The organism is Halorubrum ruber, from assembly GCF_018228765.1.
GTDB lineage: Archaea > Halobacteriota > Halobacteria > Halobacteriales > Haloferacaceae > Halorubrum > Halorubrum ruber.
In genome coordinates, this window is the sequence record NZ_CP073695.1 from 1,422,779 (window position 1) to 1,444,362 (window position 21,584).

The 21,584-nt window shown below is 67.7% G+C and carries 25 protein-coding genes and 1 tRNA gene; 16 read left to right on the top strand and 10 right to left on the bottom strand.

Annotation, left to right across the window (positions count from 1 at the left end):
* Positions 1-66: 66 nt before the first annotated feature.
* Entirely contained in the window at positions 67-318 is a 252-nt protein-coding gene (locus tag J7656_RS07080) for a SelT/SelW/SelH family protein (RefSeq protein ID WP_017344604.1), read from the top strand.
* A 12-nt stretch (positions 319-330) separates the two neighbouring features.
* Here J7656_RS07080 and speB read toward each other — a convergent pair whose 3' ends face one another.
* From speB to J7656_RS07100, 4 genes are all read right to left on the bottom strand, one after another.
* Positions 331-1,173 (bottom strand): agmatinase, encoded by an 843-nt coding sequence (gene speB / locus J7656_RS07085; protein ID WP_017344605.1) that lies wholly within the window; start codon positions 1,171-1,173, stop codon positions 331-333.
* A gap of 5 nt (positions 1,174-1,178) precedes the next feature.
* A complete protein-coding gene (locus J7656_RS07090; protein WP_017344606.1) occupies positions 1,179-1,556 on the bottom strand; it encodes a translation initiation factor IF-5A in 378 nt (125 codons plus the stop codon).
* Between the two features lie 110 nt (positions 1,557-1,666).
* Positions 1,667-1,951 carry a hypothetical protein gene (locus tag J7656_RS07095; protein ID WP_017344607.1) on the bottom strand — a complete coding sequence of 95 codons (285 nt, stop codon included), beginning with the start codon at positions 1,949-1,951 and terminating at the stop codon, positions 1,667-1,669.
* Positions 1,951-3,120, bottom strand: a complete 1,170-nt coding sequence (locus J7656_RS07100; RefSeq protein WP_017344608.1) for an aminotransferase class I/II-fold pyridoxal phosphate-dependent enzyme — start codon at positions 3,118-3,120, stop codon at positions 1,951-1,953. Before J7656_RS07100 ends, J7656_RS07095 begins: the two co-directional genes overlap by 1 nt.
* Before the next feature lie 516 nt (positions 3,121-3,636).
* On the opposite strand from J7656_RS07100, the gene J7656_RS07105 reads away from it, so the two are divergent.
* Both J7656_RS07105 and J7656_RS07110 read left to right on the top strand, forming a co-directional pair.
* Positions 3,637-4,656, top strand: a complete 1,020-nt coding sequence (locus tag J7656_RS07105) for an AI-2E family transporter (RefSeq protein WP_017344609.1) — start codon at positions 3,637-3,639, stop codon at positions 4,654-4,656.
* A gap of 67 nt (positions 4,657-4,723) precedes the next feature.
* Positions 4,724-6,364, top strand: a complete 1,641-nt coding sequence (locus J7656_RS07110) for a succinic semialdehyde dehydrogenase (RefSeq protein ID WP_017344610.1) — start codon at positions 4,724-4,726, stop codon at positions 6,362-6,364.
* 45 nt (positions 6,365-6,409) lie between these two features.
* On the opposite strand, the gene J7656_RS07115 is transcribed toward J7656_RS07110, so the two are convergent.
* On the bottom strand, positions 6,410-7,000 hold the full coding sequence (locus tag J7656_RS07115; protein ID WP_017344611.1) for an NAD(P)/FAD-dependent oxidoreductase: 591 nt from the start codon (positions 6,998-7,000) through the stop codon (positions 6,410-6,412).
* Between the two features lie 260 nt (positions 7,001-7,260).
* Here J7656_RS07115 and J7656_RS07120 point away from each other — a divergent pair, with 260 nt between their 5' ends.
* Complete coding sequence (locus tag J7656_RS07120; protein WP_211554494.1) at positions 7,261-8,895, top strand: S8 family serine peptidase; 1,635 nt, start codon at positions 7,261-7,263, stop codon at positions 8,893-8,895.
* Between the two features lie 39 nt (positions 8,896-8,934).
* Here the strand turns inward: J7656_RS07120 and J7656_RS07125 are convergent, their stop codons facing one another.
* Positions 8,935-9,825: a hypothetical protein gene (locus J7656_RS07125; protein WP_211554495.1), complete on the bottom strand. Its 891-nt coding sequence runs from the start codon at positions 9,823-9,825 to the stop codon at positions 8,935-8,937.
* Positions 9,826-9,986: 161 nt separating this feature from the next.
* Here J7656_RS07125 and J7656_RS07130 point away from each other — a divergent pair.
* From J7656_RS07130 to J7656_RS07140, 3 genes are all read left to right on the top strand, one after another.
* Positions 9,987-10,060: transfer RNA gene (locus J7656_RS07130), tRNA-Tyr, on the top strand.
* A 393-nt stretch (positions 10,061-10,453) separates the two neighbouring features.
* The gene (locus tag J7656_RS07135) at positions 10,454-10,627 is read left to right on the top strand and encodes a hypothetical protein (RefSeq protein ID WP_017344614.1); all 174 of its coding nucleotides are present in this window, start codon (positions 10,454-10,456) and stop codon (positions 10,625-10,627) included.
* A complete protein-coding gene (locus J7656_RS07140; protein ID WP_017344615.1) occupies positions 10,620-10,844 on the top strand; it encodes a hypothetical protein in 225 nt (74 codons plus the stop codon). The genes J7656_RS07135 and J7656_RS07140 overlap by 8 nt, the downstream gene beginning before the upstream one ends.
* Before the next feature lie 256 nt (positions 10,845-11,100).
* On the opposite strand, the gene J7656_RS07145 is transcribed toward J7656_RS07140, so the two are convergent.
* Positions 11,101-11,571: a hypothetical protein gene (locus J7656_RS07145; RefSeq protein WP_155118227.1), complete on the bottom strand. Its 471-nt coding sequence runs from the start codon at positions 11,569-11,571 to the stop codon at positions 11,101-11,103.
* A gap of 216 nt (positions 11,572-11,787) precedes the next feature.
* On the opposite strand from J7656_RS07145, the gene J7656_RS07150 reads away from it, so the two are divergent.
* The 8 genes from J7656_RS07150 (at position 11,788) to J7656_RS07185 (ending at position 18,344) form a co-directional block, all read left to right on the top strand.
* Positions 11,788-12,393 carry a tyrosine-type recombinase/integrase gene (locus J7656_RS07150; RefSeq protein ID WP_017344616.1) on the top strand — a complete coding sequence of 202 codons (606 nt, stop codon included), beginning with the start codon at positions 11,788-11,790 and terminating at the stop codon, positions 12,391-12,393.
* A 418-nt stretch (positions 12,394-12,811) separates the two neighbouring features.
* Entirely contained in the window at positions 12,812-13,105 is a 294-nt protein-coding gene (locus J7656_RS07155) for a hypothetical protein (protein WP_017344617.1), read from the top strand.
* Positions 13,092-13,409, top strand: a complete 318-nt coding sequence (locus J7656_RS07160) for a hypothetical protein (protein ID WP_017344618.1) — start codon at positions 13,092-13,094, stop codon at positions 13,407-13,409. Before J7656_RS07155 ends, J7656_RS07160 begins: the two co-directional genes overlap by 14 nt.
* The gene (locus J7656_RS07165; protein WP_017344619.1) at positions 13,406-13,570 is read left to right on the top strand and encodes a hypothetical protein; all 165 of its coding nucleotides are present in this window, start codon (positions 13,406-13,408) and stop codon (positions 13,568-13,570) included. Before J7656_RS07160 ends, J7656_RS07165 begins: the two co-directional genes overlap by 4 nt.
* The gene (locus J7656_RS07170; protein WP_211554496.1) at positions 13,567-14,361 is read left to right on the top strand and encodes a thermonuclease family protein; all 795 of its coding nucleotides are present in this window, start codon (positions 13,567-13,569) and stop codon (positions 14,359-14,361) included. Before J7656_RS07165 ends, J7656_RS07170 begins: the two co-directional genes overlap by 4 nt.
* A gap of 94 nt (positions 14,362-14,455) precedes the next feature.
* Entirely contained in the window at positions 14,456-15,424 is a 969-nt protein-coding gene (locus tag J7656_RS07175) for an aldo/keto reductase (protein WP_211554554.1), read from the top strand.
* Positions 15,425-15,510: 86 nt separating this feature from the next.
* Positions 15,511-16,269: a hypothetical protein gene (locus tag J7656_RS07180; protein WP_017344622.1), complete on the top strand. Its 759-nt coding sequence runs from the start codon at positions 15,511-15,513 to the stop codon at positions 16,267-16,269.
* 818 nt (positions 16,270-17,087) lie between these two features.
* On the top strand, positions 17,088-18,344 hold the full coding sequence (locus J7656_RS07185) for an RNA-guided endonuclease InsQ/TnpB family protein (protein WP_026046316.1): 1,257 nt from the start codon (positions 17,088-17,090) through the stop codon (positions 18,342-18,344).
* A 103-nt stretch (positions 18,345-18,447) separates the two neighbouring features.
* Here the strand turns inward: J7656_RS07185 and J7656_RS07190 are convergent, their stop codons facing one another.
* The gene (locus J7656_RS07190; protein ID WP_017344624.1) at positions 18,448-18,591 is read right to left on the bottom strand and encodes a hypothetical protein; all 144 of its coding nucleotides are present in this window, start codon (positions 18,589-18,591) and stop codon (positions 18,448-18,450) included.
* Between the two features lie 112 nt (positions 18,592-18,703).
* Here J7656_RS07190 and J7656_RS07195 point away from each other — a divergent pair, with 112 nt between their 5' ends.
* Positions 18,704-20,632, top strand: coding sequence for a DEAD/DEAH box helicase (locus J7656_RS07195; RefSeq protein WP_211554497.1), 1,929 nt, complete (start codon positions 18,704-18,706; stop codon positions 20,630-20,632).
* Positions 20,633-20,704: 72 nt separating this feature from the next.
* On the opposite strand, the gene J7656_RS07200 is transcribed toward J7656_RS07195, so the two are convergent.
* The gene (locus tag J7656_RS07200) at positions 20,705-21,259 is read right to left on the bottom strand and encodes an adenylate kinase (RefSeq protein ID WP_017344627.1); all 555 of its coding nucleotides are present in this window, start codon (positions 21,257-21,259) and stop codon (positions 20,705-20,707) included.
* Positions 21,259-21,543 carry a DUF5789 family protein gene (locus J7656_RS07205; RefSeq protein WP_017344628.1) on the bottom strand — a complete coding sequence of 95 codons (285 nt, stop codon included), beginning with the start codon at positions 21,541-21,543 and terminating at the stop codon, positions 21,259-21,261. Before J7656_RS07205 ends, J7656_RS07200 begins: the two co-directional genes overlap by 1 nt.
* Between the last annotated feature and the right edge of the window lie 41 nt (positions 21,544-21,584).

Genomic DNA, 21,584 nt, shown 5'->3' on the forward strand with positions numbered 1-21,584 from the left:
GACCGGGAAGCCGCAATCGCTGCCAGAAAACAGCAGTTATTAATCGTGTAGTTCTAAACTGGGCGTATGGCAGAGATAGCCATCGAGTACGCCGAGGGCAACCGCCTCCGCTCGGAGGCGGAGACCGCCCGACGGCTCATCGACGCGTACCTCGGCGACCGCCCCGACGTCGACCGCGTCACGCTGTCGCCCTCCGGCGAGTCGGTCTTCTGTGTTAGCGTCGAGGGGGACCGCATCTGGTGTACCGACCCCCGCGAGTGGATCGACGCGATGGAGGCGGTGACCGCCGCACGGCGGCGGCTCTCCGAGGTCTCGTAACGCTCTCGTCCGTCACTCGCCCGGCCCGTTTTCGCCGGCCGCGTGCGCGTAGACGAACTCCCGCAGCAGTTTGCCCGCGAGCGCCGCCGCCTGCCCGTCGTCGCGGTCGTTCACTTCGACGACGTCGAACCCGTCGGCATAGGGGGCGACCGCGCGGACGAAGTCGCGGACCTCGCGGGGCTCCAGTCCGAACGGCTCCATCGTCCCGGTTCCGGGCGCGTAGGCGGGATCGAGGGCGTCGACGTCGACGGAGCAGTAGACGGAGTCGTCTCCGAACGCGTCCTCGCCGTCGAGCGCGTCGAGCCACTCGCGAGCGTCCTCGGGCGGGATGACCTCGACGTCGGCGTCGGCCGCCCGCTCCCACTCCGCCTCGGACCCGGTCCGCGCGCCGACGATCACCGCGCGGTCGACACCGAGGTCGTCGAGGCAGCGGCGCGTGACGCAGGCGTGGTTCCACGGGTTCCCGTCGTACGCCTCGCGGAGGTCGAGATGCGCGTCGGCGACGACTAAGACGTCGGGGTCGACGGCGTCGACGCCCGCGTACGTGACCGTGTGTTCGCCGCCGAGGAGGAGGGGGGTCGCGTCGTCGTAGACGACGCTCCGCAGCTCGGCGGCGAGGTGGTCGAGGTACGCCTCGACGTCGTCCCACGGACGCACGTCGCCGGCGTCGTGGACGCCGAGCGCGGAGAAGCGGCTGTCGGTGCGGCGGTCGTAGTCGTCGTACGTCTCGGCGAATTTCCGGACCCGGTCCGGTCCGAACCGGGTGCCCGGCTGAAAAGTGGTCGTGGCGTCGAGCGGAGCGCCGACGACCACGTAGGAAGCAGCTTCGCGGTCGGTCGTCGCCCCGGGGAACATGCCGACTACCCGATGATCTTCCGTTGGCCCTCGTAGTCGAGGTACTCGATGTTGTCGTCCGAGGTGAAGTCCTCGCCCTCGGGGATCCGCATCGTGAACGTGTCGTAGGTGTCTAAGTCCATCACCTGGACCTCGTCGCCGCTGACGTTGACGACCTGTCCCTGCTTGCGCTCGATGATCGGGACCCACACCTTCGCGTCGACCGGCTGCGAGAGCGAGCGCTTCTTGTCGTCGAAGACGCCCTTCCCCTCGACGCGGGCCTTCGCGCTGCCGTGTTTACCGGGTTTGGCGGTGCTGTAATGGTTGATCTTACAGGGCGCGTCGTCCATCATCACGTAGCTGCCCTCCTGGAGTTCGCGAACCTGCTTCTGCTCTCGCGGCATGAGCGTCAATTCCCGCGTCGCGTGTATAAACTGTTTGGAACGCTGTCGAGCGGGCGTTCGCCGGGTGGCGTCCCCGCCCGTGGTGAGTTCGCCGGACTCGGCTGTGGCGGTCAGGGGTCGAGTTCGTCGACGTACTCCTCTACCCCTTCGTCGTCGTCGACGTTCCCGTCCGGCGGGACGAACTGTCCCGTGTACAGGTAGCTGACGAGGAACATGACGATGAAGCCGACGCCGACGGCGGCCGTCGTCCGCACGACGAACGGGAAGTCGACGAAGTAGAGCGCGCGGTCAGCGATCGCGATGGCGACCGCCGCCGTCACCAGTATCTTCTGCTCGTCGGTCGGGTCGCGGACGAACTCGACCACGTCCTCTTTGAGCTCGCCGAACAGCCCCATCAGGCGTCACCTCCGGTCGTTGCGGCCGAGTCGGAGGGCGCTGCGTGGTCCTCGATCACGCGGCTCACGCGGTCGAGCCCCTCCTCCAGCTCTTCGGTCGGGAGGCCGAACCCGATCCGGAAGCGGTCCGGGAAGCCGAACAGGTTTCCGGGCGCGAGGACGACGCTCGCCTCCTCGACGACCGTCCGGCAGAACGCCTCCGCGTCGTCGAAGCCGTCAGGGACAGTGACGAACGCGTTGACGCCGACCGGGTCGAGCCAGTCGAGGTCGTGCTGGTCGACCCACTCTGCGACCGTCTCGCGGTGATCGGCCGCAAGCTCGCGGTTCTCGGCGAGGATCCGGTCCTCGCGCCGGCCGAGCGCCTGCTTCGCGACGTGCTGGCCGAAGAGGCTCGGCGAGATGGTCGTGTAGTCCTTCCACTGCCACGCGCGCTCGACGACCGGCTCCGGGCCGGCTATCCAGCCGAACCGCAGTCCGGCGAGCCCGTACGCCTTCGTGAGGCTGGTGGTGGAGATACCGTGCGCGCCGTAGCTCGCGACCGGCGGCTGCGGCTCGTCGGCGAGCAGGCGGTACACCTCGTCGCAGAGCAGGTAGGCGTCGCGCTCGACGGCGACGTCGTAGACGGCCCGCATCGCGGCCTCGTCGTGGTACTGCCCGGTCGGGTTGTTCGGATTGTTGACGACGATCACGGCCGTGTCGTCGCGGGCCGCGTCGGCGATCGCGTCGGGATCCAGTTCCCACTCCGGCGGCTCCAGTTCGACGCGGGTGACGTCCCCGAAGGCGTCGGGGACGGCGTGGAGCGCCTGATAGGTGGGGGTGACGACGACGGCGTGGGTGCCGGAGCCGACGCCCGCCGCGTCGGCGTCCGAGGCGTCGCCCTCCCCGTCGACGGCGCCCTCGTCGCCGAGCAGCGAGAGGAACGTTAGGAAGTTCGCCTCTTGCGTGCCGCAGGTGAAGAGGACTTCGTCGGCGGAGCGGTCGTAGCGGTCGCCGACGGACGCCCGGAACTCGGGGTCGCCGTTGGTCGGGATGACGTAGCCGAGCTTCCCGGGGTCGAGGTCGAACCGACTCGCGTCGAGCGACCGGATGCCGCTTTCGGCCAGCATGATGTCGGCCTCGTGTTCGTGCTCCGCGAACCAGCGTTCGAGGCCGAACGGGTCGATGCGCATGGGCGTCCTCGGGCCGGCGCGAGGTTAGGTGCTGTGGTTGCTCACGGCGACCGCGGGGCGGATTGACGTGTTCGTGGTGCCCCTTCGATACGTCGACGAGAAATGCGTCCAAATCTCGGTGGATTGTTTATAAATCGCTGATCGCCGATCGGCGGTGAACTCCTCCAAAGCCCCAGCCGCGAGGCGGCCGCACGCTCGCTGCGCGCTTCGGTCGCTCGCGCTGCTCGCTCCCTCCAGTGCTTGCGTCGCCTGCGGCCGCCTCGCGGCTGCCCCTTTGAGTCCCACCCGACCGCGACCGCACCTCACGCCTCCCCAGCCTCGTCAGTCGCCTCCGCTTCGCTCCGGCGACTGACTCCCTCGCGCGCGCTCCTCACGCCCAAAGGGCGCTCGGAGGCACGCGCCGACCGCATTGTTCTTTATAAGCCATCGTCGCCACCAGTCGCGGGCTTTTAAAAATAGGCTCGCGGTCGCCGCGGCCACCGCAACGACTTTCCTCGCCGATCGTGACTCGCACACATGGTTCTCACCCGGCAACGGCTGCTGGCGGTGCTGCTCGTCGCGCTGGCGACGCTCGCGGCGGCCGTGCTGGCAGAGGTGCTGCGGACGGTCGTGTTCGCGGTCACCGTGGCGTACGTCCTCTACCCCCTCCGCCAGCGGCTCGTCGGCCGCGGCCTCTCGCGGCGGATCGCGTGCGCCGTCGCCACCGCCGTTGCGTTCGTCGGCGCCACGCTCCTCGTGGCGCCGCTGCTGTACGCGCTGTACCGGCGCCGGTCGGAGCTGATCGCGATCCTCGAGGGGATCCCGGACGTCGTCCCGATCAGCGTCGGCGGGTTCGAGACGGTCGTCGAGATCGCGCCCTTCGTCGCGGCCGCCGAGGCGTGGCTCCGGGAGGTCGCGCTGGCGGTCGCGGCCGCCGCGCCGGTGCTCGTCCTGGAGCTCGTCGTGTTCACCTTCCTCGTCTACGGGATCCTCTACCGACCGAACGCGGTCGGAACGGCCGTCTTCGGCGTCGTCCCGGCCGAGTACCACGACATCCCGGCTCGGCTCCACGAGCGGACGCGGCGGACGCTGTACTCGATCTACGTGCTTCAGGCCGCGACCGCGGCCGGGACCTTCGTCCTCGCGCTCGCGGTGTTCCGGCTCCTCGGCTACGGCTCGCCGGTCCTGTTGGCCGTCATCGCGGGGGTCCTCCAGTTCGTCCCCGTCGTCGGCCCGAGCGTGCTGATCGTCGCGCTCGGGGTCGGCGACCTGCTCGTGGGTGAGACCGGGCGAGCGGTCGCCGTGCTGGTGGTCGGCCTCGTCGTCGTCGCCTTCGTCCCGGACGCGGTGATCCGGACCCAGCTCGCCGACTGGACCGGGAAGATCTCTCCCGGGCTGTATTTCGTCGGCTTCGTCGGCGGCATTCTCACGCTCGGCGCAGTCGGGGTCATCGTCGGCCCCCTCGTCGTGTCGCTGCTCCTCGAAACCGTCGACATGCTCTCCGAGACCGGCGCCTCGGCCGACGCCACCGCCGAGCGCCGCGATTCGACGGACTGACCGGCTCCCGCACTTGCCCCCGTCGCCGGTACGGCTTTCCCTCCGCCGCCCGTCGACACGGTATCCGATGTCCTCGACGGACCCCCCGACCGCGGTCGGCAACGCCCCGACGCTCGCGGCGCGACGGCTCGACGGACTCGCCGACCGCGTGGCGCGCTCGCGGCCGGCGGACGACGACGCGAGCGACCACGGCGACCGCATCGACGTGTTCGCCCCGGCGACCGACGAGCGGATCGGGAGCGTGCCGGCCTGCGACGCCGACGACGTCGAGGCCGCGGTCGAGCGCGCCCGGGACGCGCAGGAGCGGTGGGCTGAGAAGCCCGCGGAGGAGCGCGCCCGCGTCGTCGAGCGGTTCGGCGAGCTCGTCGCGGACCACCGGGAAGAGCTGCTCGACCTCCTCCAACTGGAGACCGGGAAGTCCCGCCGCACCGCGGTCGAGGAGCTGTTCGACGTGCCGACCGGCTGCGCGTACGTCGCGAGCGAGGCGCCCGACGCGCTCGCCGACGAGCGGCGGCGGGGCGTCGCGCCCGGGATCACGACCGCGACGGTCACGCGCGAGCCGGTCGGCGTCGTCGGCGTGATCTCGCCGTGGAACTACCCGCTCACGCTGTCGATGGCCGACGCGATCCCCGCGCTGGCCGCGGGCAACGCGGTCGTCCTCAAACCGGACGAGAAGACGCCGTACGGGGCCCTGTTGCTCTCAGAGCTGCTGGAGCTCGCCGGCCTCCCGGACGACCTCTTCCAGGTCGTCACGGGCGAGGGGCCCGAGATCGGCCCGCCGCTGATCGACGCGGTCGACTACGTCGCGTTCACCGGAAGCACGGCGACGGGCCGGACGATCGCCGAGCGCGCTGGCCGGAACCTGATCGGCTGCTCGCTGGAGCTCGGCGGCAACAACCCGCTCGTCGTACTCGGGGACGCCGACGTCGAGGAGGTCGCCCGCGGCGCGGTTCAGGCCTGCTTCTCGAACGCGGGCCAGCTCTGCCTCTCCGCCGAGCGGATCTACGTCGTCGAGTCCGCGTATCAGGACTTCCTCGACGCGTTCGTCCGCGAGACGGAGGCGCTGACGCTCGGGACCGGCTACGACTACGGCGCCGACCTCGGCTCGCTCGTCGACGCCGACCAGCTGGCCCGCGTCGAGTCGCACGTCTCGGACGCCCGCGAGCGCGGCGCGACCGTCGAGACCGGCGGCCGCGCCCGGCCAGACGTGGCGCCGTACTGCTACGAGCCGACGATACTGACCGGCGTCGACCCGGACGCGACGGTCGCGTGCGAGGAGACGTTCGGCCCAGTGGTCGCGGTGACGCTGGTCCCCGATGCGGCGGCCGCGGTCGACGCCGCCAACGACTCCCCGTACGGACTCAACGCGAGCGTCTGGACCGCGGACCGCGAGCGCGGCGCCGAGATCGCCCGCGAGATCGACTGCGGCACGGTGAACGTCAACGACGCCTTCCTCGCGACGTGGGGCGCGAACGACGCACCGATGGGCGGGTTCGGCGACTCCGGGCTCGGCCGCCGGCACGGCAGGGAGGGGATTCAGCGGTACACGGAGGCCCGAACGGTCGGCGTCTCGCGGGTCGGCCCGCTGACGTTCCCCGAGCGGATCCCGACGGACTGGTTCGTCCGCGGCGCGTTCGCCGCGATGCGGGTCGGGTCGGGGATCCGACGCAGCGTCGACGCGGTACGGCGGCGCCTGTCGCGTCGCTGAAGGGACGGATAACGGATCGGCGCGGAAGGGCGCGCCGAAAAGGGGTTACTCCTCGTCGTCGATCAGGTCGCCGAACACCGACGCCGCGGTGTCGGGGACGTCGAAGTCGTGGTAGTGCTCGCCCTTCTCGTTCGAGAGGATGTTGAGCGCGGCGGCGGCGCCGTCGCCCGCGGAGATGACCGCCTGCCACTCCTCGGCGCGGGCCATCGCGCCGGTCGCGTAGGCGCCCTCGACGCTGGTCTCCATCGAGACGCCGACGCTGACGGTGTCGTCGTCGTCGAACTCGCAGCCAAGCTCCTCCGCGAGGTCGCGGTTTGCGCCCGTCGCGAGGACGACGTAGTCGGCGTCGTACTCGCCGTCCTCGGTCGAGACCGTGAAGCCGTCTCCGGTCGCCTCGACGCCGGTGACCTCCTCGCCCTGGTGACGGTCGACGCCGAAGTCGTCCACCTGCTGGCGCGCGGTCGCCATGAACTCGCTGCCGCCGACGGAGCCCACGCCGAGGTAGTTGAACAGGTGCGCCTTGTGCATCCACGTCCCGTCCGTGTCGAACAGGGTGGTGTCGAGGCCGTTCTTGCTCGCGAACAGTCCTGCGCTCAGGCCGGCGGGTCCGCCGCCGACGATTACGACGTTCGTCATGTGCGCGTCTACGCCGGCCGGCGCATAAGGGTTGGCGGAAGCGGGGATCGGTAAGCGCCGAGCGCGTCTCGCTGTCGGCCTGCCCCGGCCGACGCGCGACCGGTTGGCCCCACCTCGACCGAGCAGAAGGTATTTGCGCCGACCCTCGAAGGGTGGCGTGTAATGAACGGCCGGTCGCGGAACGGGTCGACGCGGGGGTCGCTCGGGAGGGACGGGCTCGGTCTCGCGATCCGCGCGTCCGCGTCGCAGTCGCGCTCGCGATGGCGGCCGGCGTCGTCCTCGTCGCGGTCGCGGCCGGGGCCGCCGGCGTCGCGGCCGCCGACCCCGCCGCGGGGTCGGTCCACGACGGATCTCCCTCGACGACCGATCGGAGCGGGTCACCGCTGGACGGGGAGAACGGAACGGTCGAACTCGTGGTGCGGTTCGACTCGGTCGAGGACCCCGCGGCGCTCGGCGCGACGGAGGGCGTTCCCGCGACGGGCGCGAACGCGAGCGCGACCGTCGCCGACCTGCGCGACCACGCCGCCGCCGAGCAGGCGGCCTTCGAGTCGTTCGCGGCCTCGCGGCCCGGCGTCACGGTGGAACGTGAGTTCTGGCTGGCGAACGCGCTGCTCGTCACCGTCGACGCGGGGCGCGTGACGGCGGCCGATCTGCGCGCGGTCGAGAACGTCGCCCGGATCCACGAGAACGTCGTTATCGAGCCGATCGAGGCCGACGCCGAGTCGGGGGGCGATGCGACTGCGAACCCACAGCTCGGCGCCGACCCGAGCGGTCGGGCCGTGGCCGGTGTGCGGCGGATCGGCGCGCCGACCGCGTGGAGTGAGTTCGACACGCGGGGCGCGGGTGCGACCGTCGCGGTCGTCGACACTGGGGTCGACCCGGACCACCGAGACATCGACCTCGCGGGGTGGGCGTCGTTCGACGAGAACGGGACGCTCGTGAGCGACGACGTCGCGGACGCGAGCGACCCGGACGGCCACGGGACCCACGTCGCGGGGACGGCGACGGGCGGGAACGCCTCCGGGACGTACATCGGCGTCGCGCCCGAGGCGAGCCTCTACGGGCTCGACGCGTTCGACGAGAACGGGACGGCGACGTTCGCGGCGGTCGTCGCGTCGATGGAACACGCGACGACCGCGGCCGACGCCGACGTGCTCCAGCTGAGCCTCGGCGCGAACGGCACGTTCCGCGGGTTCGTCGGGCCGGTCAGGAACGCCCGCGCGACGGGGACGGTCGTCGTCGCCGCCGTCGGCAACGAGGGCCCGAACGCCTCCTCGTCGCCCGCCAACGCGTACGACGCGGTCGCCGTCGGCGCGGTCGACGAGGAGCGACGGGTCCCGCCGTTCTCGGGCGGCCAGCGGATAAACGCAAGCGACGCCTTCGGCGAGCATCCGGCAGACTGGCCGGCGACGTACGTCGTCCCCGACGTGACCGCACCGGGTGTCCGGATCGCCAGCGCCGCCGCCGGCACGCGTGAGAGCTACGTATTCCGACAGGGGACGAGCATGGCCGCACCGCACGTGAGCGGGGTCGCGGCGCTCGCGGTGGCAGCGACCGACGGTCGCGTCGCGGCCCCCGCGATCGAGTCGGCGCTCGTCGACACCGCGGTCCACCCCGAGAACGCGACGGCGCCCGACGCCCGGTACGGCCACGGGGTCGTCGACGCGCCGGCCGCCGTGGGGGCCGCCGTCGAGGCGGCGCCGCCGGAGTCGGTCGCGAGCGACGCGAACGGGACCGAGACGAACGAGACCGAACCGAACGACTCCGAGACGGAGGAGACCGACAGATCGAGCGACGGCACCGACGACGGGGCGCCCGGATTCGGCGCCGTCGCCGCGGTCGTCGCCGTCGCGTTCGCGAGCCTGACCGCGGTCGCTCGCGCCGGGAGAGAGTGAGGCCGAGGTCGTCGACGGCCTCGACGAACTCGGGAGCGGTCACTCCGCGAAGTCGCTGAGCGAACCGCTCCCGTCGTCGTCGCCGTCGTCGCCCGTGTCCTCGTCGTCGCCGTCGCTCGCGCTCGTTCCGGTGGCGTCCTTCTCGCTCGGACCCTCGCCGTCCGACTCCGACTCACCCCACGGGTCGTCTGGGTCGACCGGTTCGACAGCGCGGTCGAGCTCGTCGGCGTCGTACTCGGTCTCCTCGTCGAGTATCATCGCGAGGCGCTGCCAGCGCGCGCTCTGCTCGTCTTCGCCCTCCGGTCCGACGCGGGCCCCGTGCGTCTTGAAGAATCGGGTGCCGCGCCCGCGCTTCGACCCCTCACCGGTGTGGCCGTCAAAGACGGCGTCGAACTTTCCGTCCGGTTCGAGGTCGCCGACGGGGAAGTCGTGTGCCGGCTCCTCGCCGCGCTCGCGGGCCTCGGCCCGGATTTCGGCCACCGCGGAGAAGTAGGCGTCCGCGTTCGACGCCTCGCGGGTCGAGCGGGCGCGGGCGGCCGCGAGCGCGGCGTGGATCGCGCAGAGGCGGCCCTTCCATTCGGCCGGCTCCCAGCGCTCGGTGGCGAGCTCCTCGTAGCGCTCGATCAGGAGCGCGACCTCGTCGCCCGCGCGGAGGTCCTCGACGACGTAGAGGTTGAGCCGGTCCCAGAGGTTCCAGGCGTACCCGGAGCGGGCCAGCTCCCACGCAGCCCACGCCGCGACCTCCTCGTCGGAGCGCCGGACCGCCTTCTGGAGGAGGCTGGAGACGACGTAGCGGCTGTACCCGCCGTCGGTCTCGTTGGCCTCCTTCTCCTCGCCAAAGTCGTTCTCGCCCGTCGCGTCCGGCGTCGTCTCGGTCTCGAGGCTCCCGTCCGACCCGAACGTCGCCTGTCTGTCGTCGCCGTCGGCCATGTCCCCGCTCCCGCCGCGAGCGACTTAACTGCCGCGCGGCGAGGCGGTCCGGTCGCGACGCGAGCGGCGTTCGAGTCCGGCGATCGGGGCCGCGGTACGGCGGATCACACCGGTTCTGAAAGGGAACCCTTAAGTCGAATCCGGCGGCTATGTTTTGGTAACCGCCCTTAGCTCAGCTTGGTAGAGCAGTCGACTGTAGATCGACTTGTCCCCCGTTCAATTCGGGGAGGGCGGACTGAACCTCAGCAACCGTGAGCGACAGCGAGCGGTTGCTGACCGAGAGGGACGACCGACCCGAATTGAGCAGACGAGTCACAGCCCGGAACGGCGAGCGAAGCGAGCCGCACGCCCGGACTGTCTCGGCGAGTTCAATTCGGGGAGGGCAGATGGCAGCTTCTTGCCGATTCCGGGTAGAACCCAGAACCGGCTATTTCAGTCCGTAGAAGATGTGAGCCGTTAGGCCACGTTTTCAGAAGATGCCCCGAAAAATCGGAGTTCAACAAGGTTCGTAACGCCCCCGACGCGGTCGTGCGAATTTCGAAGTGGACGGGGTGAATCATGAGCACTCGTCGCGACAGCGACGAGACGGTCGACATCGAGATCGACGTCGAAGCCGCGGAGAGCAGAGGTGACCGCGATACGTGACCTCCGCTGCCGGCTGTTCGGCCACGACTGGGTCCGGACGCTCGTCGAGACGACCGACGACGTTCAGCGGAGGCGGACCACGACCTGCCCGCGGTGCGGGACTGCGACCGCGTTCGTCGACGGCGACCGCGACGGCGACGGGGTGGCCGATGCGTAACGACGCGACGGTCCAGGGCGCGGCGCCGAACGTCGACCTCCGCGGGAAGCGCGACGTCGAGGACGCGGCTGACCGCCGTCGACACCGCATCTATGAGGTGACGTGCCTGTCGTGCGACCATAGCGAGCGGATCCACGTCGAGCCGGGCGAGACGCGGTTCGTCGGCCATGACGAGCAGAACGCGGCACACGTCGTCGAGTACGTGAGGAAAGAATGAACCAGTCTGTTATTTATTTACGAGACTATTCGCTTGAGGAGAGGAGAACCAACGTAGAGCAAATAGCCAAAGAAGAATGCAGACAGCCCGACCGATGCGATCTGTGCGGCCGGATGGCTAATTGCTGTAGAGAAGACTACCGACCCCAAGGCGATCACAAGGAAAAGGAAAAGCCGCCGAAGACGGGAAGCAGTATTCCGAATCTCGGACCGGCTCATTCCAGTGGTTGTCATTGGTGTAGGGGAACGGCTCTGTATCAGTTCTCTGTGTCGGGCTCAACCGTCTGTACCTCATCGTCATTTTCCTGTGAACCTAAATCTTGCCCAGAGTCTCTGTCTGTTTCATCTTGTGTGTTACCCGATTGTGATTCTGCGTGGTCCTCAAGCTCAGTCTGTTCCTCGTCGTCGAAATCCAATGAGTCGAACATAACTAATGCTGGAATAGCTGTTGCTGAGATCACGAGTCCGCCGATCCCACTCGCTAGGAAAAACAGAGTGATTAGTTCAAAAATACTGGTGAGGGATCTAGATGCGACAGCTGTTGCCCCGAATATCGCTCCAATAAGGAGTAGCCCAGTGATGAACAAACCGGTAGAAAGCTCAAGAATCCAGTTATCGGGTATAGCAGAACGTAGCTCCTCATTCCTCACTATCTGGATGATGAGAATTGCTACCAGCGGAGCTATGAGTCCAATAATCTCGAAGACAGAGAGAGCAAAACCATACATTTTGAATATTATATCAGTTTAAATATTGTAATACGAACTTGTCACCTCAATGTACAAGCACCATTGACAAAAAGGTTAACTTTGGTATCGTCTCTGACCTCACTGACATTTGGTGTGCGTACCCATCAGACCAGTTTGGGATTCTCTATACAGAAACCCAAACTCGCACCTCCCCTGAACCGTTTATAAACCAGCTACCTCGAAACACCCCGAACAATGGAAACCCAAACTCAGGACAAAGCGACCGTCTGGCTCAAGCCGGAGCAGGTTGACCAGATGCGTTCCGCGACCGTCGAAGCGAGCGCGCCGTACCTCGCCGCTCGCAACGACGCGCTGATCGCGACGCTCTACGACTCCGGGCTCCGCGTCGCGGAGGCCGTCGCGCTCGACGTGGCCGACCACATCGACCTCGACGACGGCGTTCTCGCGCTCCCGGCAGACATCCAGAAGGACTACCCGACCGACCGCACGCCGAACTACACCGAAATTGAGCTGGCCGACGAGACCGTCCGGACGCTTCGGACGTATCTCGCCGGTCGCTGGAAGGAGGCTGCGGCTATGTGGCCGTCACGGCAGTCTGATCGGATGACGACCGAGTCGGTCCGCAACGTCGTCCGGGAGGCCGCCGTCGGCGCCGACGTGCGACCGATGACGGTCACTGGGCGAGGTGACCCGAAGGACGTGACGCCGCACACGCTCCGCCACAGCATCGCCTACCGGATGCTCAACGTTGAGGAGGGTCACAACGACGTGCGGAACCGGCTCAGGCATGCGACGATCCAGACCACCGAGAGAGTCTACGACCACATCGATCGGGTGTAGTTACTAATCGGCACGGAAGCCGCGTTCTATTTGAAAAACAGTTCAGCCCGCCTGAACCAATAAAACACTATCCTAAGATTGTGTTACAAGAGGGACAGACGCGAAGTGATGTTGTTGAACTACTCGTCATACCCCCATTATAGCCCTCCGTGTTAGACGATCCAGTTCCCATCAATATATCTATATTTTCACCCTCGATTGTTGAACCACAGTGAGGACACTTCGCACCAGCGACTATATTAGCCATATTGGGAACTGATTATCGTTTCATATAAATCTAATTCAAGCATGTATCCAACTGATGATACCTGTAATTCTGTGTCTCAGCAAATCAACGAAGTGATCGTCTCCCTTTCACAATTTATTCAGTTATCAATTAATCAATAATAACTATACTGCGGGCGTGTGACGTGTCGGTATGGTCACCACTGACCTACCGACGACCGAGGAGTTTGAGGACGCAAAAGAAGCGATCGAAAACGACGAGCCGGAGCTGGCGCCGCACTTCGCCTACTGGCACCACGTCGACGAGTTCGGCGAGTACAGCACCTTCATGGCCTACGTCGCGGCGAATAAAGCGAGCCGGAGCGCGCAATCGGCCTCCGCCGCTGAGTCGGCGTTCGACGGCTACGAGCGCGCGGCGAAGGGGCTGCTGCTCGGTATCGGTGCCGCGGCCCTCATCGAGGCGGTGATCGGTGATGCGCGCCTCTGAAGCTGGCGCCGCCCTCGCGCTCCAGCCGGAGAACGAGGGCGAGCGAACCGCGCTGTCACGGCTCCGCGAGATCTACCGTCGGGCGACCGCGTACCGTCTCCCCTGTCCGTTCTGGGACGACGAGCCGGGCCGGTACTGCGACCTCAACCCGACCGGCGCGGACGCCCTGGTGCTTCGTGACGAGATGGGCTCCGACGCCGTCGACGGCGAGGCCGCCGAAGGGGCGCGCGTCGACGATGGGGAACCCTGCCCGGCGCTCGCGTTCGACCCGACCGGCGCGGACATCGCGGAGAACTGTGTGTGACGGGGATCGTCGAATTCGGCACGCGAGCCGACGCCAACGTGGTGCGCAACGACTACGCCGACCACCTCACTGGCCGGTTCGACCGACGGTTCACAAAGTTCAATTTCGCCGACACCGCCACCACCCGACTTTTCACCACTCCGGCCGACGAGCGGGTATGAGCGTTCTCTGGCGGTCGATCGCCGTCGTCCTCCTCGTCGTGCTGGCCGGCTGCGCCGGCGCGCCGGTCCCGGACGTCGGCTCCGACTCGCCGCCTGCCGACCTCGACTCGCCCCCGGCCGACCCGGACGGCGTCGACCCGAACGATCCGGACGACACCGCCTGGACCGGCACCGTCGTGCGCGTCGTCGACGGCGACACGATGGAGGTCGAGTTCCCGAACGGCGAGGTCGACACCGTCAGGCTCCTCGGCGTCGACACGCCCGAGACGAGCGTCGGGTCGACGTCGCCCGGCGAGTTCGAGGGGATCCCCGAGACGGACGCCGGCCGGGCGCACCTCCGGGCGTGGGGCGACGAGGCGTCGGCGTTCGCGGAGTCGGCGCTCGCCGGCGAGGAGGTCACGGTCGTCACGGGCGGCGACCGCCGCGGGGGCTACGGGCGCCTCCTCGCGGTGCTGTACGTCGACGGCGAGGATTTCAACGAACGCCTGCTGACGGAGGGGTACGCGCGGCTGTACGACACCGAGTTCGCGCTGCGCGACGCGTACGCGGCGGCCGAGGCGGACGCGATGGAGCGCGGGGTGGGGCTCTGGAACTTCGACGAGTCCGACTACCCGACCGACGCGAGCGAGGTCGACGACGCCGACCTCCCGCCGCTGCCGCCCGACGGCGACTACGACTGCGACGACTTCGACACGCGGGCGGAGGCGAACGCGGTCCTCGACCGATCGTCGGGCGACCCGCACGATCTCGACGCGGACGGCGACGGCGAGGCCTGCGAGTCGCTCCCGTGACGACCCTCCGGCCGGCGATTCGCCGGACCGGCCGGTCCCGAAGGCGACTGCCGGGGCGCGACGTTTTATGGCCCCCGCGGCCGGCGGCTTCCACATGGAGTACACGACGCTGGGCGGCACGGGAGCGACCGTGAGCGGACTCGCGCTCGGGTGTATGAGCTTCGGGAGCGGGCACGACTGGATGCTCGACGAAGAGGAGGGCCGCGAGCTGGTCGAGCGCGCGATCGAGCTTGGGATCACGTTCTTCGACACCGCGAACGTCTACTCGAACGGCGAGAGCGAGGAGATCCTCGGCGACGTCCTCGGCGAGTACGACCGCGACGAGTTCGTCGTCGCCACGAAGGTGTACGGCGAGATGGACGAGTCGAACCCGAACTCGAGCGGCCTTTCGCGCAAGGCGATCGAGCAGGAGCTCGAGAACTCGCTCGACCGGCTCGGGATGGACACGGTCGACCTGTATCAGATCCACCGCTGGGATTACGACACGCCGATCGAGGAGACGCTCGCGACGCTCGACGACGCGGTGCGGCGCGGCGACGTGCGGTACCTCGGCGCCTCCTCGATGTGGGCCCACCAGTTCGCCGAGTCGCTCCGCGTCAGCGAACGGCGAGGGTACGAGCGGTTCGTCACGATGCAGAACCTCTACAACCTCGCGTATCGCGAGGAGGAGCGCGAGATGGCCCCGCTGTGCGAGAAGAAGGACGTGGGGATGATCCCGTGGAGCCCCGTCGGCGCGGGGTACCTCGCACGGCCGTACGAACAGGACGACGCGACGACCCGGGGGGAACACGAGACCGATCTCGGCAGGCCCTACCGCGAGGGCGGCGGCGAGGAGATCAACCGTCGCGTCGAGGAGCTCGCCGAGGAGAAGGGCGTGAAGATGGCGCAGATCGCGCTCCGGTGGGTGGCCGGCAAGGATGTCGTCGACGCGCCCATCGTCGGCACTTCCAGCGTCGAACACCTCGAAGACGCCGTCGAGGCGCTGGACGTCGACCTCTCCGACTCCGACGTCGAGTGGCTCGAAGAGCCGTACGAGCCGGTCCGCGTCTCCGGTCACGAGTAGGACCCCGAGCCGCCGGGCGCGGACCGGACGGTCGAGTCCCTGTGTCGCCGTAACACACTTAAGAGCGCGCTCGATACGGTGTCGTAGTGGCATCCCGACAGGGCGGGTCGGGGGACGCGGAGCCCCTCGGGCCCGGATCGACGGAGCGTCGGACCGCTTCCACGACCGCCGCCGCGAGCCGAGAGGACGACGTACGGCCTCGGTCGCCGCCGGAGTCGCCCGCGCGGCGCCGCGCTCGCGCCGGCCGAACCGACCGGACCGGCCGAAACCGGGAGTATCGGTCGGTCGACTCGCCGCACGGCGGGGAGGCGACCGCCCGGACGCCGGAGGATCCGCCCGTGCGCGACCCGTCCCTGTACGCGCTCACCGACCACTTCCGCGAGCGGCTCGAACAGCCCGGTCGGTACGTCTCGACGCGCACCGTGAGCGACGCGATCCGTGAGGGGCAGCTCCGGTGGAACAACACCGACGGCTGGCGGTTCGCGCTGGTCGAGGGTGGCGTCCGCTTCGTCGTGGTCGTGAGCGACACGGAGACGAACTCCCCGGTCGTCGTCACCGGCTGGACCGAGGTCGCGGACCGCGACGCCGCTCTCGAAGCCTCGCGGTGGGACGGCGTCGACGTCGACACCATCGCCGTGCGAGCCGCGCTGAGCGAGTCCGCGTCGACGGCGATCCCGGACCAGATCCGCCCCAGAACGGTTACCCGCCCGTTCGAGGTGGGCGAGCACCGCCTCGAAACCGAGCCGGGCGAGCCGTTCGTGCGCTGTACCGACTGCGGCTGCCGGTTCCGCTCGAAGGAGGGGATCACCTCGCGGCGGTGTCGGCAGCGGTCACCGGGTCGGTAGCCGGCGACGCGATTTATAAACGACTCCCGAGTAGTCACGCTCTTTGCCAGTGGCTACGCGGTGCGGTGGCGCGTGCCTGCGAGCGGCCGCTAGGCCGCGAGCCAGCACGCGCGAGGGAGTCGCTGGCGGCGCCAGCCGCCAGCGACGAGGCTGGGGAGGTGTGAGGCTGCGGTGCGGGGTGGTCGGGTGGGACTCAAAGGGGCAGCCGCGAGGGCGAAGGCGCGCGACGCAAGGACCGCAGGAGTGAGCGAAGCGAACGACGAGGACCGCAGCGAGCGCACCGAGCCCTCGCGGCTGGGGCTTTGGGGTCGTTCACCGTCGCTCCGTCAGTAGCTATTTATAAGCGAGCGGCTGGGGCTTTGGGGTCGTTCACCGTCGCTCCGTCAGTAGCTATTTATAAGCGAGCGGCTGGGGCTTTGGGGTCGTTCACCGTCGCTCCGTCAGTAGCCATTTATAAGCGAGCGGCTGGGGCTTTGGGGTCGTTCACCGTCGCTCCGTCAGTAGCCATTTATAAGCGAGCGGCTGGGGCTTTGGAGTGCTCTCCGCGGCGAGAGCGGCTACTTATAAACAGCAACTGAACTATCGGAGTCGATCCCGCCAGATCGGTGACGACGCGGCTACTCGGGCCGCTGTCGGACGAGCGAACCCGCGCTGTCCCAGCTGCTTATAAAGAACAAGGAGAATACCCGCGCCTTTAGCCGCGGGATGAATCCGACACTCTGACCGACACCCCACTGAAGCCACCCCAATCGGATATTCAACGTCCGGTCATTAATTTTAATATACACTCTCTCATAATGTATTATGAGGACAGTTCGATGCTGGAGACAACCCGCACCTACGTCGCACGCATCACGAACCACAGTCAGGTTCGTGACGACCTCGACCAGTGCGGGTTCTCTGCATCCAAACTGTGGAATGTCGGACGCTACTACATCCAAGAACGGTGGGACGAAGGCGGTGAGATACCCGACGAAGCCGAACTCAAATCGGAGTTGAAAGACCACGAACGCTACAGTGATCTCCATTCTCAGTCAAGTCAGCGAGTTCTCGAAGAACTTGCTGAAGCGTTCACCGGCTGGTACAACTCCGACGACGGCAACAACCCACCGGGCTACCGGAAACGTGGCGACATCCATCCGCGATCCACCGTGACGTGGAAGAAGCGAGCGATCAAGCACGACGACAAGCACGGCCAGCTCCGCCTCTCGAAAGGCTTCAATCTGAAAGAGTCACGGTCTGACTTCATCCTCGTGGAGTACGAAACTCGCCCCGACGTAGAAGTCGAGAACATCCAGCAAGTGCGTGCCGTCTGGAACGGCGACGAGTGGGAACTCCACCTCGTCTGTAAGAAAGAAATCCCAGTCGAAGACGCACCGGGTGACAACACGGCGGGGATCGACCTCGGTATCAGCAACTATCTCGCCATCGACTACGAGGACGGCGAGAGTGAACTGTATCCGGGGAACACGCTGAAAGAAGACAAGCATTACTTCACCCGTGAGGAGTACCAGACCGAAGGCGAGAACGGGCCGTCAAAGCGTGCGCGGAAGGCTCGCCGGAAACTCTCCCGGCGCAAAGACCATTTCCTCCACACGCTCTCGAAACACATTGTTGAGCGGTGTATCGAAGAAAGTGTGGAGATGATCTCGGTTGGCGACCTCAGTGACATCCGCGAGGATGAGAACGGCGACTCGCGGAATTGGGGTCAGTCGGGGAACAAGAAACTCCACGGATGGGAGTTCGACAGATTTGTTCGCCTGCTCGAATACAAGGCCGAGGAACACGGCATCCTCGTTGACCGAGTGGACGAGGAGAACACCTCAAAGACGTGTTCGTGTTGCGGACAGATTCGTGGCTCGAATCGTGTGGAGCGCGGTCTGTACGTCTGTGAGTCGTGCGAGACGACGATGAACGCAGACGTGAACGGTGCGGTGAACATTCGCAGAAAGATAACTCAGAGTCCCCCGACGGGGGATATGAATAACGGCTGGTTGGCACAGCCCGGAGTCTTCCTGTTCGACCGCGAGAGCGGACGGTTCACACCGAGAGAACAGGGAGTCTGCAAACCCTAATATCCCAACGCTCGGGATTCCTCCGCCTTCAGGCGGAGGAGGATGTCAAAAATGATTCACCTCACTGCCCTCTCGGAGGCGGCGCCAACTCGGCCGGGCCCGTCTACAACCCGATGATGTCGTCGAGTTCGACGTCGCTCACGCGGCCGCCGCACACCGCGCACTCCGATACGTCACGGGGACCGGCCCCGCCTTCCATGTGAAGGTTGCCGCACTCGGTACACACTTCGAATTCAGCGTCGAGCATGGGGCCGGACGTTTTTCGAATTCGCCGTATATGTTTTGTGCCGAGTACCGGCCGACCGGACCGCCCACCCGGTGACGCTACCCCTTTCCGCGTCGCGGTCGAAGCGTCGGTGATGACCGACGACACCGGCGATGACGCCGGCGAAGACTCCGGAGGCGACGCTCCCGACGACGACGCGACTCCCGACCCCGACAGCTCTGACGCCGACAATATCTCCGTAGATCGCTTCCACGAGGCGCTCGAAGCCGAGGAGCGCCCGGTCGCGACCGCGAGCGAGGTGGCCCGCCGACTCGGCACCACGCAGGCCGCGGCCCGCGACGCCCTCGCAGCGCTCGTCGACCGCGGCGACGTGGACCGGCTCGACGTTGAGGCCGATCCCGTCGTCTTCTACCCGCGCGACTGGGGCGCGTTGGCGAGCCGCGAGCGCGTCGTCGCCTTCCCGAAGCGCCGCGAGATTGTCGTCGACCGCCCCACCCAGTACACCCGGGCGCGGCTCTCGCAGTTCGCGAACCTCGTCGACACGACCGGCACCGAGCCGGGGACCCGCGGCTACCTCTATCGGATCCGGCAGGAGGACGTGTGGGCCGCGCCGTTCGACGACGCCGACGCGCTCGTGGGCGCGCTCCGCTCCGTCCTCCCGCGCCGCTTCGAGCACCTCGAAGACTGGGTCCGCGACCAGTGGCGCCGCGCGCACCGCTTCCGGCTCTCGACCCACGAGGACGGCTACGTGGTCCTGACGGCCGCCTCGGAGAGCCTGATGGGGAACGTCGCGGATCAGCACCTCGACGACGACCACCTCCGCGCGCCGATCTCCGACACGGAGGCGTGGGTGAACGAGGGCGCGGTCGCCGAGATCAAGCGCGCGCTCTACGACGCGGGCTATCCGGTCGAGGACGACCGCGACCTCGAAACCGGCGACCCCGTCGATATCGAGCTCACGACGGACCTCCGCGACTACCAAGAGACGTGGGTGGAGACGTTCCTCGACCGCAAGTCGGGCGTGTACGTCGGGCCGCCCGGCTCCGGCAAGACCGTCGCCGCGATCGCGACGATCGCGGCCGTGGGCGGCGAGACCCTCATCCTCGTCCCCTCGCGCGAGCTCGCCGACCAGTGGCGCGAGGAGCTGCTCGACCACTCGACGGTCGACCCGGGCGATATCGGGCTGTACCACGGGGGAACCAAGGACATCAGCCCCGTCACGATCGCCACCTACCAGATCGCGGGGATGGACCGCCACCGAAGCCTCTTCGACTCCCGGAAGTGGGGGCTGATCTGCTTCGACGAGGTGCATCACGTTACCGCCCCCGTGTACTCCCGAACCGCGGAGTTCCAGAGCAAACACCGGCTCGGGCTCTCGGCGACGCCCGTCAGCGAGACCGGCAGCGAGGAGGATATCTACACCCTGATCGGGCAACCCATCGGCGCCGACTGGGACGCGCTGTTCGAGGCTGGCTTCGTCCAAGAGCCCGAAGTCGAGATCCGCTACGTGCCGTGGCGCGACGAGCTGGCCCAGAGCGAGTATGCCGCCGCGGACGGCCGCGAGCGCAGACGGCTCGCGGCCGAGAACCCCGCGAAGGTCGAGGAGATCCGCTACCTGCTCGCGGCCCACCGCGACAAGAAGGCGCTCGTCTTCGTCGAGTACCTCGACCACGGGCGGGAAATCGCCGACGCGCTCGGCGCCCCGTTCATCAGCGGCGAGACGCCGCACCACGAGCGCGCGGAGCTGTTCCGGCGGTTCCGAGCGGCGGACAGCAACGCTGAAGACACCGAAAGCGACGACCTCGACGTCCTCGTCGTCTCGCGGGTCGGCGACGAGGGGATCGACCTCCCGAACGCCGAGCTCGCGGTCGTCGCGAGCGGCCTCGGCGGCTCCCGGCGACAGGGGTCACAGCGCGCCGGCCGGACGATGCGCCCGACCGGCTCCGCGCTGGTCTACGTCCTCGCGACGCGCGGGTCGAGCGAAGAGGAGTTCGCCCAGCGGCAGATGCGCCACCTCGGCCGGAAGGGCGTCCGCGTCCGCGAGACGAACGTCGCGGAGTGACGCGCGACGCGACCCCTCAGCCCGCGACGCGACCCCCTCGGCCCGCGGTGTGGGCCGACCCGATTCGGCCGGTCAGAGCGAGTCTGCTAGGCGCTCGGCCGCCGTTTCGATCTCCCCCTCGTTCTCGACGAACCGAACAGGCGCGTTCTGGTCTCTCGCGTACTGGAGCGCCGCGGAGCGGTTGAGGTCCTGCTCGAAGTCGATCTGGCGTTCGGTGATCCCGTCGAGGTCGCGGTCGCTCTCCCGCCTTCGTTCGAGGATCGTCGCCGGCTCCGCCTCCACGAGGACGAACGCGTCCGGCGAGACGTCCCGAAGGACTTCGACCGGGAGCCCCTGGACGTAGCCGGTCTGCGTTTCGACCGCGAGGTGCGTCGAGAGGATCACGTTCGTCGTCGCCGCCTCCTCGGCGACGAACTCGCCCGCGCGGCGCTGGAGGCGACGCGTCTCTGTCTGCGAGAGCGTACCGAGCTGGGCCCGCTCGGTCGTGATGCCCATCGCCGCCGCCTGTTCGAGCATCACGTCGCCGAAGTTGATCAGCTTGTACCCGTCTCCGAGTCCCCGTCGGACCGCTTGACAGACGCTGGAGAGGCCGACGCCGTTGACCCCCGACACGAGCGTGACGGACATCAGAAGCTCACCTCGTTCTCCTCGTCGCCCGGCATTCCGCCGCGGTCGTCGTAGTACCGGCGCCCGATGAACTGGGCGCCGACGAGCATCATCAGCGTGTCGTAGAGGTCGTCCGCCGAGTCGAACGTCTCGATGTCCGACCGATCGACGACCGCCCGGATCGTCGTGGACTCCCCGTCCGGCGGCGACAGCTCCGTGTCACCGACCGTCTCAAGCACCTCGCTTCGGGGTGCCGGAAACTCTAGCTTTCTCGCGAACAGGTCCCGTGTCTCTGGTAAGCGCATTCATACCATATGACAACGCACGTGAGTATAAGTGTGTATGT

What these genes read in the sequence shown, in the direction of transcription:
- J7656_RS07080 (WP_017344604.1), top strand. Translation starts at nt 67, where the DNA reads ATGGCAGAGATAGCCATCGAGTACGCCGAGGGCAACCGCCTCCGCTCG.
- speB (WP_017344605.1), bottom strand. Translation starts at nt 1,173, where the DNA reads ATGTTCCCCGGGGCGACGACCGACCGCGAAGCTGCTTCCTACGTGGTC.
- J7656_RS07090 (WP_017344606.1), bottom strand. Translation starts at nt 1,556, where the DNA reads ATGCCGCGAGAGCAGAAGCAGGTTCGCGAACTCCAGGAGGGCAGCTAC.
- J7656_RS07095 (WP_017344607.1), bottom strand. Translation starts at nt 1,951, where the DNA reads ATGGGGCTGTTCGGCGAGCTCAAAGAGGACGTGGTCGAGTTCGTCCGC.
- J7656_RS07100 (WP_017344608.1), bottom strand. Translation starts at nt 3,120, where the DNA reads ATGCGCATCGACCCGTTCGGCCTCGAACGCTGGTTCGCGGAGCACGAA.
- J7656_RS07105 (WP_017344609.1), top strand. Translation starts at nt 3,637, where the DNA reads ATGGTTCTCACCCGGCAACGGCTGCTGGCGGTGCTGCTCGTCGCGCTG.
- J7656_RS07110 (WP_017344610.1), top strand. Translation starts at nt 4,724, where the DNA reads ATGTCCTCGACGGACCCCCCGACCGCGGTCGGCAACGCCCCGACGCTC.
- J7656_RS07115 (WP_017344611.1), bottom strand. Translation starts at nt 7,000, where the DNA reads ATGACGAACGTCGTAATCGTCGGCGGCGGACCCGCCGGCCTGAGCGCA.
- J7656_RS07120 (WP_211554494.1), top strand. Translation starts at nt 7,261, where the DNA reads ATGGCGGCCGGCGTCGTCCTCGTCGCGGTCGCGGCCGGGGCCGCCGGC.
- J7656_RS07125 (WP_211554495.1), bottom strand. Translation starts at nt 9,825, where the DNA reads ATGGCCGACGGCGACGACAGACAGGCGACGTTCGGGTCGGACGGGAGC.
- J7656_RS07140 (WP_017344615.1), top strand. Translation starts at nt 10,620, where the DNA reads ATGCGTAACGACGCGACGGTCCAGGGCGCGGCGCCGAACGTCGACCTC.
- J7656_RS07145 (WP_155118227.1), bottom strand. Translation starts at nt 11,571, where the DNA reads ATGTATGGTTTTGCTCTCTCTGTCTTCGAGATTATTGGACTCATAGCT.
- J7656_RS07150 (WP_017344616.1), top strand. Translation starts at nt 11,788, where the DNA reads ATGGAAACCCAAACTCAGGACAAAGCGACCGTCTGGCTCAAGCCGGAG.
- J7656_RS07155 (WP_017344617.1), top strand. Translation starts at nt 12,812, where the DNA reads ATGGTCACCACTGACCTACCGACGACCGAGGAGTTTGAGGACGCAAAA.
- J7656_RS07160 (WP_017344618.1), top strand. Translation starts at nt 13,092, where the DNA reads ATGCGCGCCTCTGAAGCTGGCGCCGCCCTCGCGCTCCAGCCGGAGAAC.
- J7656_RS07170 (WP_211554496.1), top strand. Translation starts at nt 13,567, where the DNA reads ATGAGCGTTCTCTGGCGGTCGATCGCCGTCGTCCTCCTCGTCGTGCTG.
- J7656_RS07175 (WP_211554554.1), top strand. Translation starts at nt 14,456, where the DNA reads ATGGAGTACACGACGCTGGGCGGCACGGGAGCGACCGTGAGCGGACTC.
- J7656_RS07185 (WP_026046316.1), top strand. Translation starts at nt 17,088, where the DNA reads ATGCTGGAGACAACCCGCACCTACGTCGCACGCATCACGAACCACAGT.
- J7656_RS07190 (WP_017344624.1), bottom strand. Translation starts at nt 18,591, where the DNA reads ATGCTCGACGCTGAATTCGAAGTGTGTACCGAGTGCGGCAACCTTCAC.
- J7656_RS07195 (WP_211554497.1), top strand. Translation starts at nt 18,704, where the DNA reads ATGACCGACGACACCGGCGATGACGCCGGCGAAGACTCCGGAGGCGAC.
- J7656_RS07200 (WP_017344627.1), bottom strand. Translation starts at nt 21,259, where the DNA reads ATGTCCGTCACGCTCGTGTCGGGGGTCAACGGCGTCGGCCTCTCCAGC.
- J7656_RS07205 (WP_017344628.1), bottom strand. Translation starts at nt 21,543, where the DNA reads ATGCGCTTACCAGAGACACGGGACCTGTTCGCGAGAAAGCTAGAGTTT.